The organism is Thauera terpenica 58Eu (assembly GCF_000443165.1).
In the GTDB taxonomy this organism is placed as follows: domain Bacteria; phylum Pseudomonadota; class Gammaproteobacteria; order Burkholderiales; family Rhodocyclaceae; genus Thauera; species Thauera terpenica.
On the sequence record NZ_ATJV01000092.1, the window covers coordinates 157,184 to 169,819 of the forward strand.

The following is a 12,636-nucleotide window of genomic DNA, read 5'->3' on the forward strand; positions in this document are numbered from 1 at the left end:
GTAGGGCGTCACCCTACACGGCCCCTGCCCGCGGCATGCGCGTCAGTCGCTGTCCACCAGGTCGTTGGCCACGCAGTAGCGTGCGATCTCGGCGGTGCCGGCCAGCCCGGTCTTGTCGATGATGCGGCTGCGGTAGGTGCCCACCGTCTTCACCGACAGGTGCATGGTCTTGGCAATCTCGCTTGCGCTGAGCCCGGCGGCGATCAGCAGCATGACGCGGTATTCCTGTGCGGAAAGCGTTTCGTGCAGTCTGCGTGCGGGCGCTTCGGCGCTGAGCAGGTCGGCGAGGCGTACGGCGAGGTCGGCGCTGATGTAGCGCTGGTCATTGAGCACGCGCTCGATGGCGACCACCAGTTCCTTGATCGCATGCTCCTTGGTCAGATACCCGGCGGCACCGAGCTGCAGCGCGCGCGCGGCATAGGCGGCTTCGTCGTGCATGCTCAGCATGAGCACGCGCGTCGTCGGTGCGGCACGGCGCAGCTGCACCAGGCCCTCGACGCCACTCGTATCCGGCAGCGACAGGTCGAGCACGGCAAGGTCCCACGGGCTGGCCCGCACTTGCTCGAGCGCCTCGGCCAGGCTGGCGGCCTCGGCGATCGTGGCCTGCGGCCAGTGCCGTTCGATGAGCTGGCGCACGCCGAAGCGCATCACCGGATGATCGTCCACGATCAGGATGCGCATGTCGCGTCCTCCTTGTTGCCCGCCAAGGGCAGGTTAACTTCCACACGCACGCCGCCGTCGCGACCGCTGCCGACCTGCAGGCTGCCACCGGCGAGCGAGGCACGCTCGCGCATGCTCACCAGCCCGAGTGAGGTGGTGATCGGAGGTGTGCCTGCTTGCGCCATGCCGCAGCCGTCGTCCTCGATCGCAAGGCGGTAGATGCCGCTTTGTGCTTCGCGCGCCACCTCGCCCGCGATCCACACTCGCTGCGCACCCGCATGGCGGGCGATGTTGGTCAGTGCCTCCTGGGTGATGCGGTAGAGCTGGGTGGTCTGCTCCGGGTTGAGACAGTCGGTGTCGTCGACCTTCACCGTGCAGTTGACGCCTGCGTGCTCGCCGAACTGCCGTCCGGCCAGCGTCAGCGCGGGGCTGAGTCCCAGATCGTCGAGCAGCGGCGGACGCAGGGCGGCGGCGATGCGGCGCACGGTGGCGATGCCCTCGGCCACCAGCGCATCGATCTGGCGGAGCGTCTCGGTGCCGCGCTCAACTCCGTCGAGCGTGCGATGCGCGCTCATCTTCAAGGAGGTGAGCACCTGCCCCAGCTGGTCATGCACCTCGCGCGCCAGCCGACGGCGCTCGGTCTCGATGCTGCGGTCGAGCTCATGCGCGAAGGACTTGATCTCGGCGCGGGCGCGCTCGAGCGCAGCGGTGCGTGCGGCGACGGTGTCCTCGAGGTGGGTGTTGGCGTCGACCAGTGCGGCCTCGGCACGTCGGCGGCGCGCCTGCTCGCGCTGCAGCAGGAGGTAGGCGATGACGATCAGCACCACGCCGCTGGCCGTCAGCACCACCGCCCACATTACCGCGTTGCGCTTCAGCTCGAGCAGGTGCTTGTCGCGGTGTACGATTTCCTCACGCAAACCGGCGTCGACCTCATCGAAGCGCGTGCGGATCTCGTCCATCACGGTGCGACCTTGGTCCAGCAGTGCCCGAAAGCGTGCGGTGTAGGCCCCTTCCGTGCGGCGCGCGTCGATATTGCGCTGGGCCAGCTCCATGCGGCCGAGCACCAGTGCCCACAAGGCGTCGAGGTCGGTGGCATGCGAGGGTGTGGCGACCGCGCGCAGCGCGCTGAAGGCGGGCTCAAGGGCGTCGCGGCCCGCCAGAAACGGACCCAGATAATGTTCGTCGCCGGTCAGGACATAGCCGCGCTGCCCGGTTTCGATATCCTTCAGCGCCGACAATACGGTGCCTGCATGCAGCAGGCCGATGCTGGCGCGTGACCGCATCAGGGTCTCGTGTTCCACCGTCTGCAGGCTGCGATAGCCGGAATAGGCGAGCAGGATGAACAGCAGCAAACCGCCGGCGAGCAGCAGGCCGGCGGTGAGCGCCGGACGGCGCATGGCGGGGCGGGAGGTGGTCAGGTCGGCATGCTGCATGTGGCGGCTGAGAGAACGGAGCTGATCAAGGTTGGGGTGCATTCGGGGCGCATCCGGGGAGATGACGCTCATCCATGGTGGGCGCCCGAGCCGAATGCGCTGATGACGATTGTATGCGCTTGGCGGCGCGTCGTCCGCGTCGGGCGCCCGTCGTTTCACCGTGAGCGCTGGCGGCCACGGCGGATACGGACCGAGCGTGTTCGGAACAGCTCTTGCAAGCGTTACACTTTTGCACTGAAACCCCTCGCCGGGCAGCGCACACACGCAGTGTCAGCGCTTTTTTCGCGGGCGCACCGCAAAGGATTTCGACGATATGAACCAATGGCAACACCGCCAGAACGAAGACCAGCTGTTCCCGCGCACCCCGCTGCTGGCGGGTACCCAGGTCGAGGCCAAGCGTCAGGAATTGCTCGATTACTTTCATGCCACCTGCGACCGCTATGAGTCGCTGTTCGAAGTGCTGAGCTGCGATGAGGCCTATTACGAGAAGCCAATCAGCCTGCGCCACCCGCTGATCTTCTATTACGGTCACACCGCGACCTTCTTCATCAACAAGTTCCTGCTCGCAGGCCTGATCGAGCAGCGCATCGATCCGCGCCTGGAGTCGATGTTTGCGGTGGGTGTGGATGAGATGAGCTGGGATGATCTCGATGACACCCGTTACGACTGGCCGAGCGTGGCCGAGGTGGCCGATTACCGCAAAAAGATGCGGGCGGTGGTCGACAAGGTGATTCGTACCACAGCCTTCAGCCTGCCGATCGGCTGGAAGGACCCGATGTGGGCGGTGCTGATGGGGATAGAGCACGAGCGCATCCATCTCGAGACCTCGTCGGTGCTGATGCGCCAGCACGCGCTCAAATACGTACAGCCCCATCCCGCCTGGCGGCCGTGCACCGAGCACGCCGAGCCGGCGCCAAACACCCTGGTCGACATCCCCGCCGGCACGGTGATGCTGGGGCGCAGCTTTGATGAACCGATCTATGGCTGGGACAACGAATACGGCGAACACCGCGCTGAGGTGGCCGCCTTTCGCGCCGCGCGCACGCTGGTGACGAACCGCGAATATCTTGATTTCGTCGACGCGGGCGGCTACGCCGACGATGGTGTGTGGGACGAGGAGGGCCTGAACTGGCGGCGCTACGCGCGCGCTGAACATCCCAGCTTCTGGGTTGCGTCAAGCGAGGGCTGGCGACTGCGCCTGCTCAGCGAGGAAGTGCCCATGCCCTGGGACTGGCCGGTGGAGGTCAATTGCCTCGAGGCCCGTGCATTTTGCGTGTGGAAGGCGCGCGCAAGCGGGCTGTCGGTACGCCTGCCGAGCGAAGACGAGTGGAAGCGGCTGTACGATCACGTCGGTCTGAGCGATGTGCCCCCTGACGCACCCGCCAACGCCAACCTGCACCTCGACCACTGGGCCTCGAGCTGCCCGGTGACGCGTTTCGCCCACGGCGAGCTGTTCGATGTGGTCGGCAATGTCTGGCAGTGGTGCGAGACGCCGACCTATCCGTTCGACGGCTTCGACGTGCATCCGATCTACGACGACTTCACCGCGCCGACCTTCGACGATCGCCACAACATCATCAAGGGCGGCAGCTGGATCTCGACCGGCAATGAATCGCGCCACGCCTCGCGCTACGCCTTTCGCCGCCATTTCTTTCAGCATGCGGGCTTTCGCTACATCGTCAGTGAGGCACCGGTGATCAATCCGGCCTCGTCCTATGAGAGTGACGCGCTGCTGTCGCAGTACGCCGAGTTCCATTACGGCGATGAACACTTCGGTGTGCCCAACTTTCCGCGGGCGCTCGCCGACATCGCCATCGACGCCCAGCGTCGGTTGGGCAATGGCCAGTTCAGGCGTGCACTCGATCTGGGCTGCGCCACCGGACGGGCGAGCTTCGAGCTGGCGCGCGCGTTTGAGCGCGTGGTGGGCATCGACTTCTCGGCGCGCTTCATCCAGGCTGGCGTCAAACTCGCCGAAACCGGCGTGCTGCGTTACACCTTGCCTGACGAGGGTGAGCTGGTGAGCTACCACGAGCGCCGCCTCGATGCGCTGGGCCTGGCCGGAACGGCTGAGCGCGTCGAGTTCTGGCAGGGCGATGCGTGCAATCTGAAGGACGTGTTCGTCGGCTTCGATCTGATCCTCGCCGCCAACCTGATCGACCGCCTCTACAGCCCGCGCCGCTTCCTGGCTGACGTCACCCATCGCCTCAATCCGGGCGGCCTGCTGCTGCTGGCCTCACCCTACACCTGGCTGGAAGAGCACACCAAGCGCGAGGAGTGGATCGGTGGCTTCAAGAAGGACGGCGAGTCCTACACCACGCTCGACGGCCTGAAAGATCTGCTCAGCGCCGACTATGAGCTGGTGCAGGGGCCGCAGGCCGTGCCTTTCGTGATTCGCGAGACACGGCGCAAGCATCAGCACACGCTGTCTGAACTGACGATCTGGCGGCGACGCTCATGAAGTCTGGAGGCGCTGCGCGGACGGGCGAAGCCGACTTCAGTCCGCCAGCGCCAGCGCCTCCAGGCGCTTGAAGTCTTCATCCAGGGGCAGGGCAAGACGAGCACGCTTCAAGGCCAGTTGCGACTGTTTTCGCGCGGCCGCCCTGAAGGCCGGATGCCCCAGGCGGTGCATCGACTGCAGGGTCTTCTGTAGCCGAATGCCCACGGCAAGGTCGCCAGCGCCTGATTGCGAAATGGGCGAGAAGGCATCCTCGAACAAATCTTCCACGGCCATCGGTGGCACGAACACATGCGGATAGTCGATTTCGCTGTCTTGTTCGCGTGGCTCGGCGAGGATGGCGAGCACCCGATTCAGGGTCGACAGGGTTGTGATCGCGGTGCCGGCGTCGTTGATGCCGGGAGAGAGCGCCTTGATCGCGATCTCCGCCAGCACCACCACGCCAAAGCGCGGGTCCTGGTCGAAGGAGCGCGTGGCGCCGATATCGAAAGCGCCACGCACGCGGCGCAGGGCCGCTTCGTCCGGCGCGAAGTTGAGCCATGCCAGGGGTACGGTGTTGTCTACAAAATTGCCCGGCATCACCTCCACGTGCACCTCGCCGTCATTTTCTGCCGCCAATTGCTCCAGCGCCGCGAGGTCGATGTGCTGCACGTAGCCGATCCGCTTGCCGATCACGCTGGCTGCGCGCGGGGGAGGGCCGATGCGCATGCGTGCGCCGTAACAGGGCTGCTCCCACAGCGCGCGCAGGCTGCTTGAAGCGACCGCTTCCACCCGTGCGATGGCGTCGCCCACTCGGCCGAAGCGCGCCAGCAGATCGATCCAGCGCAGCAGGGTGAGGACGATGAGCACGATCACCGCGATCGTGCTCAGCATCAGCACGATTCGCCCGCCCTCGCCGTACACCCCCGCATTGAGCGCAATGATGCCCACCAGGCTGAAGAGGAAGCTGCCGACGAAGGTCGCGACCGCGTTCTGCGCGCTGTTGTCGCGAATCAACAGTTCAGTGACCCGCGGCGTGGTCGCGTTCGACGCCCCGGCGTAGGCCGACACCATCGTTGTCAGTGAAAACGTTGCCACCGCCAGCATGCTCGAGGCCATGATGTGCAACACATTGCCAACCGATTCGGCACCGATGCGCAGCGACCATTCACCCGGGATCCAGGGCTCGAGCACGATGCCCGCGACCGCGCTGAAGATGCCGGCCACAGCAAACAAAGTGGATCGCACCCACAGGCGGCGAGTGAGATCGATGATGAGCCAGCGTAGTCGCGTCATTGATTGTTCCGGTGAGGGTTGCCCACGCTTGCGGGCAAGACCAGGCCCGTCGATCGCCGTCCGCTCAGCGCACGGGGCAAGCATGGGCAAGCAGCACGGCGTGCCCTTGAGCGCCGGGCAAGGGTCCGTATTGTATGCGCTCCGGCCCAGTGCCTCGTGCCGCGCACGCTGCGTGGATGCACGCCCGGCTCATCACCACCGCTTTGTTAATGGCATTAGCACAGGCGGTGCTGGCATTAACCAAACAAGTCCATGGGTTAACAGTGGGAGCCTATGATGCAAGTATGGTTATAGGGCGGCGAGGCGACGCGCCCTGATTCAAGGCGCAAGGGCCGGAATCGGAGCTCGTCGCGCCAGGTGAAATTTCGCGATCCTTTGCGACTCTTCGAATGCGGAGACTGAGAAATGAAGACTCAACACAGTGCGGCTGCGGTCATGTCAAACGAAGCCACGGGTGGCAGCAGGAGCGATTGGCGCAATTTCCTGTTGCTCGCCTTTGTCGGCTTGCCGGTGGTGATGGTGGGCGCAATCGCCGCTTACGGATTCGTCGTCTGGTTCTTGCAACTGGCTTTTTTCGGCCCGCCGTCCTGAGCCTTGCGCAGACGACCGACTTAGTCATCTTCACTGCCGCGTCCGCAGCGCCGGACACCACGCTGGAGCAACATCATGAGAAAGCTATTCAGATTCATCGCTGACCTCTTCCTCCGACCCTCGGTCAGGATAGGGCTTGGAGTGCTTGTCACCGGTGGCTTCATCGCCGGCGTGCTGTCCTGGCAGGGCTTCAATACCGCGATGGAAGCGACCAATAAGGAAGAGTTCTGCATCAGCTGTCACACCATGCACGACAACCTGCTGCCGGAACTGCAAAAGACCGTGCACTGGAACAACCGCAGCGGCGTGCGTGCGCGCTGCCCGGACTGCCACGTGCCGCACAACTTCACCGACAAGGTTGCGCGCAAGATGCAGGCCAGCCGTGAGGTTTGGGGACATCTGGTGGGCACCATCGGTACGCGCGAGAAGTTCAAGGAACACCGCCTCGTGCTGGCGCAGCGCGAGTGGGCGCGTTTCTCGGCCAACGGTTCGAAGGAATGCCGCGCTTGCCATGACTACAAGGACATGGACTTCGACAAGATGCGTCCGTCCTCGCAGGTGGCCATGCGCAGCGCTGCTGCGCGTGATCAAAGCTGTGTGGACTGCCACAAGGGTGTTGCCCACCAGCTGCCCGAGATGAAGGGTGCGCGTAACCCCGCGTTTGACACCCTGGTGTCGAATGCATCGGGGCAGAGCGTCAGTGCGGGCAATGAGTATTACCTGGTTGTGCCGCAGGATCTGTTTGCCGACGAAGCGCTCACCCAGCGTATCGGTTCGGTCGAGGTGGCAACCCAGGTCAAGGTGCTCGAGACCAAGGGTGATGCGCAGCGCATCGAGCTGGCCTTGTGGCGCAAGAACAAGGGCTACGGTCGAGTGTGGTACAGCAACTTCGGCCTCAACATCACGAGCGCGATCCTGGACAAGGAGATGGCGCGGGACGCCGGCTTGGTCAATGTGCTCGCCAGCCAGGAAGACCCGATGACCGGCCTCGAATGGCAGCAGGTCAAGGCCTCGGCGTGGATGCGCAAGGGCAGCCTGATCGACAGTGTCGAGCCGATCTGGACCATCGCCCGTGCCAGCTACAACACCAGTTGCAGTGTCTGCCACCGTCAGCCCGACGAGGCTCACTTCGACACCAACACCTGGCCAGGCCTGTTTGCCGGCATGGTGGGCTTCACAAGCATCGATCAGGACACGGCACGGGTAGTGCTCAAGTACCTGCAATCGCATTCTTCCGATTTCAGCACGTCGCAGCATGGCGCCGGGTCTCCCGAAGGCGCGTTGCAGACAGCTCGTCCTTGATCAGGAGTGAATAACATGAACTATTCTCGGCGTGGTTTTCTGAAGGCGATGGGCGTGATGTCGGGCACTGCACTGCTCGCCCCTGGCTTGCTCACCGCCCGCCCCGCATTTGCTGCGGATGAAGCCCCCGGCGTTTCCGAGGACATCACGACCTGGCGCATCAGCGGCTCGCACTTTGGCGCGATCCGCGCCAAAGTGGTCGGCGACCGGGTGGTGGATGTCCGCCCCTTCGAATACGACAAATACCCCACGGAGATGATCCAGGGCATCGTCGGCCTGATCTACAGCTCCTCACGTGTGCGTTACCCGATGGTGCGCCTGGACTGGTATCGCAAGCGGCACCTGAGCGATACCACCCAGCGCGGCGACAACCGTTTCGTGCGGGTGAGCTGGGACGAGGCGCTCGACATGTTCTACGAAGAGCTCGAGCGCATCCAGAAGGATCACGGGCCGTGGGCGCTGCACACCGGCGGCGTGGGCTGGCGCTCGGTGGGCCAGATGCACAGCTGTGGCAACCACATGGTGCGCGGCGTGGGCATGCACGGGCGCAGCGTGGGCACGGCCGGCGACTATTCGACCGGCGCCGGACAGGTCATCCTGCCCTACATCCTGGGCTCGACCGAGGTGTACTCGCAGGGCACGTCGTGGGAGGTGATCCTGCGCGAGAGCAAGCTCATCGTGTTCTGGGCCAACGACCCGATCAAGAACCTGCAGGTGGGCTGGAACACCGAGACCCACGAGGCCTACGCGTATTACGAGCAGCTCAAGGAAAAGGTCGCCGACAAATCGATACAGGTGATCTGTCTCGATCCGGTCAGGAGCAAGACGCAGAACTATCTCGCGGCTGAACACCAGTACGTCAATCCGATGACCGATGTGCCCCTGATGCTTGCCATCGCGCACACCCTGGTCAAGGAAGACCTGTACGACAAGACCTTCCTCGACACCTACACTCTGGGCTTCGACCGCTTCCTGCCTTATCTTGAGGGCAAGACCGAGGATCAGGTCGAGAAGACACCGGAGTGGGCGGCTGCCATCTGCGGCGTCCCGGCCGAGCGCATTCGCGAACTTGCGCGCCTGATGGCCAAGCATCGCACCCAGCTCATCTTTGGCTGGGCGGTGCAGCGTCAGCAGCACGGCGAGCAACCCTACTGGATGGGCGCGGTGCTGGCGGCAATGCTCGGCCAGATCGGCCTGCCCGGTGGCGGCATCAGCTATTCCCACCACTACAGTTCGGTGGGGGTGTCGTCATCGGGTGCGGCGATGCCGGGCGCTTATCCGCTCAACGTCGATGCCGGACGCAAGCCCAAGCATGACAACACCGACTTCAAGGGCTACAGCTCGGTCGTGCCCATCGCGCGCGTCATCGATGCCTTGCTCGAGCCGGGCAAGGAAATCGACTTCAACGGCGCCAAGGTCAAGCTGCCGCCCTACAAGATGGCCATCTTCAGCGGCTGCAACCAGTGGCACCGTCAGCAGCAGCGCAACCGCATGAAGGAAGCCTGGCAAAAGCTCGAGACCGTGGTGGCGATCGACTACAACTGGACCGCTACCTGCCGCTTCGCCGACATCGTGCTGCCTGCGTGCACGCCTTTTGAGCGCAACGACATCGACGCCTATGGCTCATACAGCAACCGCGGCGTGATCGCGATGCAAAAGCTCATCGACCCCCTCTACCACTCGCGCTCGGACTTCGACATCTTTCGCGGCCTTACCCGGCGCTTCGACCGTGATGCCGAATACACCCGCGGCATGGATGAGATGCAGTGGGTGGAAAAGCTGTACGAGGATTGCCGCGCTGAAAACGGCCTCAAGGACATCGCCATGCCGCCGTTTGCCGAATTCTGGAAGAAGGGCTATGTGCTCTTCCCTGAAGGCAAGAGCTGGGTGCGGCATGCGGACTTCCGTGACGATGCCGAACTCAATGCGCTGGGTACCCCCTCGGGCTTCATCGAGATCTTCAGCCGCAAGATCGAGCGCTACGGCTACGCCGACTGCAAGGGACATCCAGTGTGGATGGAAAAGACCGAGCGCTCGCACGGTGGCCCCGGCTCCGACCGTCATCCGCTGTGGCTGCAGTCGGTACACCCCGACAAGCGCCTGCACTCGCAACTGTGCGAATCCGAGCCGCTGCGCTCCACCTACGCCATCCAGGGCCGCGAGCCGGTGTTCATCGGCCCGCAGGACGCGGCCGCGCGCGGCATCAAGCATGGTGATCTGGTGCGGGTGTTCAACGACCGCGGGCAGCTGCTGGCTGGCGCCCACGTCTCGGACAACTTCCCGACGGGCGTCGTGCGCATTCAGGAAGGCGCCTGGTACGGCCCGACCGGACCCGAGATCGGTGCGCTCGACACCTATGGCGACCCCAACACGGTCACGCTCGATATCGGCTCCTCCAGCCTTGCCCAGGCCACCAGCGCCAACACCTGTCTGGTGGAGATCGAGAAGTTCATTGGTGTGGCCCCGGCCGTGACCGCCTTTGGCGGACCGACCGAGGTCGACCCCGATGGCCGCAAGGTGATGGCGCCATGAGTACTGTCGAACAGATTGCTCTGGGTGCGGTGCAATGGCGCCTGGCAAACCGGCAACGGGCGCAGCTCTACGGCTGGTTTGCCACCCTGTATGCCGCAGAAGTCTCGGAGGTGGCCCTGGAGGGCTACCTTGGCGACGGCTACCAGCCGCTCTACACGGGGCTCGCCGATCTGGGGCTGGGGGCGGAGGTGGCGAGATTGCAGGCCGCGATCGAGACGCTGCGCAGCCTGCCGCTGGCCCGGCTTGAGCTGGCGGCGGATTTCGCCCAACTGTTTCTGCTCGACGCCAGGACTGGCGCCTTGCCTTATGCCTCCGTCTATGAGGACGAGGGCAAGGGCAAGGGCAGTGTCCTGTATGGCGCGGCAGAGGAGCGCATGCGCAGCTTCCTGGCCGAATCCGGTCTGGCCATCCAGGCTGATTTTCGTGAGCCGGCAGACCACCTCGCGGTGTATCTGGCGCTGATGGCGAAGCTCGCCGAGCAGGATGCGGAGCAGGGCATTGACAGCACGGACTTCGCCAGCGCCGCGTTCGAGCAGCTGAGCTTCCTGCAGTCTGGCCTGCTGGGCTGGCTGGAAGCGTTTGTGCAGCGCTGCCAGCAGGCCAGGCCGCGCTTCGATTTCTATCCTGCGCTGGCGGCCTTGCTGTACGGCTTCGTGGGTGAGGATGTGCTGTTTCTGGACGACGTGGCAGCGGCTCGGAAGGCCGCCGGGTCCTGAGTGTGGGAGACGGTCTGCAGCGCCACGCGCTCAGGCCGTCTCGAAGTGCTCCAGCATGAGTTGTACGCTGCACACGCCCTTGTATTCATTGACGCTGAGGCGGTAGGCGGCGTGGATCTGAGCGCCGGCGCCGTCGGCGTGATTGAACTGGATGGCCTCGTATCGCGCTCCGCCGCGTGACAGCTCCAGCTTGAGATGCTTGTCCTTGAGCACGCGCTGGCGCTCGACGCGGAACACATCATCGAAGACGGGTGCGGGAAAGCCCTGGCCCCAGATCTCGTTGTCCAGCATGCGCACCGCGTCCAGGGTGAAGTAGCCGGGCTCGAGCTGGCCGTCGGTTTCGATGCGGCGTTCGAGTTGCGCAGGCTCGAGCAGCTCGCTCACCACCTCCTCGAAGGCCTCGTCGAAGCGGCGCAGATCGGATTCCCGAATGGTCAGGCCGGCGGCCATGGCGTGACCGCCAAAGCGCACGATCAGATCAGGATGACGCTTGGTGACCAGATCAAGTGCGTCACGCAGGTGCAGGCCAGCAATCGAGCGCCCCGAACCTTTCAGCTCACCCTCGGCCGAGCGCGCAAAGGCGATCGTGGGCCGGTGCAGTCTTTCCTTGATGCGGCCGGCGACGATGCCGATCACGCCCTGATGCCAGTCGGGCTCGAAGAGCGCGATGGTGGCGCGATTGCCAGCGCTCACCTCGCCATCCAGGCGGGCGAGCCGGTTCAGGGCGTCTTCCTGCATGTCGGCTTCGATGCTGCGGCGTTCGCGGTTGAGCTTGTCGAGTTCCTGGGCGATGTGCAGCGCTCGGCCGGCGTCGTCGGTGATCAGGCACTCGATGCCCAGGCTCATGTCGGCCAGGCGGCCGGCGGCGTTCAGGCGCGGGCCAATCATGAAGCCCAGATCAGTGGTGCTGGCGCGTGCCGGGTCGCGGCCCGCGATGCCGAACAGCGCACGCACGCCCGGCTGCAGGCGGCCTGCGCGCATGCGCGCGAGCCCCTGGGCGACGAGGATGCGATTGTTGCGGTCGAGCTTGACCACGTCGGCCACCGTGCCCAGCGCGACCAGATCGAGCAGATCGGCCAGATTGGGCTCCTTGGTGGCGCTGAAAGCACCTCGTTCGCGCAACTCGGCACGCAGCGCGAGCATGGTGTAGAACATCACGCCCACTCCGGCCAGCGCCTTGCTGGGAAAGTCGCAGCACGGCTGATTGGGGTTCACGATGACGTCGGCGTCGGGCAGCTCGGCGCCCGGCAGGTGGTGATCGGTGATGAGCGTGGCCATGCCATGGGCGCGGGCCGCGGCCACGCCCTCGACGCTGGCGATGCCGTTGTCGACGGTGATGAGCACGTCGGGCTCGAGGCGGGCGGCGATGTCCACCATGGCGGGAGTCAGCCCATAGCCCAGGGTGACGCGGTCGGGCACCAGATAGTGCACATCGGCGCCAAAGGCGCGCAGCGCACGCACGCCCACCGCGCACGCGGTGGCGCCGTCGCAGTCGTAGTCGGCGACGATGACCAGGCGCGCGCCGGCCTCGATGGCGTCGGCGAGCAGCTGTGCGGCGGCCTGCGTGCCGGCGAGCGCTGCGGGCGGCAGCAGGTGTTTGAGGCTGGTGTCGAGCTCGTCGGCGCGGCTGATGCCGCGCCCCGCATAGAGGCGGGCGAGCAGCGGGTGCAGG

9 protein-coding genes are annotated in these 12,636 nt (G+C 65.0%); 5 read left to right on the plus strand and 4 right to left on the minus strand.

The window, feature by feature from the left end; genetic code table 11:
- Window positions 1–42: 42 nt before the first annotated feature.
- Window positions 43–681: a response regulator gene (locus M622_RS36840; RefSeq protein ID WP_021250753.1), complete on the minus strand. Its 639-nt coding sequence runs from the start codon at window positions 679–681 to the stop codon at window positions 43–45.
- Window positions 669–2,135: a CHASE3 domain-containing protein gene (locus M622_RS39900; RefSeq protein WP_021250754.1), complete on the minus strand. Its 1,467-nt coding sequence runs from the start codon at window positions 2,133–2,135 to the stop codon at window positions 669–671. The genes M622_RS36840 and M622_RS39900 overlap by 13 nt, the downstream gene beginning before the upstream one ends.
- Window positions 2,136–2,406: 271 nt before the next feature.
- Here M622_RS39900 and ovoA point away from each other — a divergent pair, with 271 nt between their 5' ends.
- Entirely contained in the window at window positions 2,407–4,551 is a 2,145-nt protein-coding gene (gene ovoA, locus M622_RS36845; RefSeq protein ID WP_021250755.1) for a 5-histidylcysteine sulfoxide synthase, read from the plus strand.
- Between the two features lie 36 nt (window positions 4,552–4,587).
- On the opposite strand, the gene M622_RS36850 is transcribed toward ovoA, so the two are convergent.
- Window positions 4,588–5,823 carry a DUF2254 domain-containing protein gene (locus tag M622_RS36850; protein WP_021250756.1) on the minus strand — a complete coding sequence of 412 codons (1,236 nt, stop codon included), beginning with the start codon at window positions 5,821–5,823 and terminating at the stop codon, window positions 4,588–4,590.
- 405 nt (window positions 5,824–6,228) lie between these two features.
- Between M622_RS36850 and M622_RS39905 the strand changes: the two genes are divergently transcribed.
- The 4 genes from M622_RS39905 to torD all read left to right on the plus strand — a co-directional run bounded on the left by M622_RS39905 (window position 6,229) and on the right by torD (window position 10,964).
- A complete protein-coding gene (locus M622_RS39905; protein ID WP_088178606.1) occupies window positions 6,229–6,414 on the plus strand; it encodes a periplasmic nitrate reductase, NapE protein in 186 nt (61 codons plus the stop codon).
- 75 nt (window positions 6,415–6,489) lie between these two features.
- Entirely contained in the window at window positions 6,490–7,716 is a 1,227-nt protein-coding gene (gene torC / locus M622_RS36855) for a pentaheme c-type cytochrome TorC (protein WP_031347487.1), read from the plus strand.
- A gap of 15 nt (window positions 7,717–7,731) precedes the next feature.
- Window positions 7,732–10,248: a trimethylamine-N-oxide reductase TorA gene (gene torA, locus M622_RS36860; protein ID WP_021250759.1), complete on the plus strand. Its 2,517-nt coding sequence runs from the start codon at window positions 7,732–7,734 to the stop codon at window positions 10,246–10,248.
- Window positions 10,245–10,964, plus strand: coding sequence for a molecular chaperone TorD (gene torD / locus M622_RS36865; protein ID WP_021250760.1), 720 nt, complete (start codon window positions 10,245–10,247; stop codon window positions 10,962–10,964). Before torA ends, torD begins: the two co-directional genes overlap by 4 nt.
- Before the next feature lie 30 nt (window positions 10,965–10,994).
- Here torD and recJ read toward each other — a convergent pair whose 3' ends face one another.
- Window positions 10,995–12,635, minus strand: a complete 1,641-nt coding sequence (gene recJ / locus M622_RS36870) for a single-stranded-DNA-specific exonuclease RecJ (RefSeq protein WP_084520802.1) — start codon at window positions 12,633–12,635, stop codon at window positions 10,995–10,997.
- Window position 12,636 lies beyond the last annotated feature (1 nt).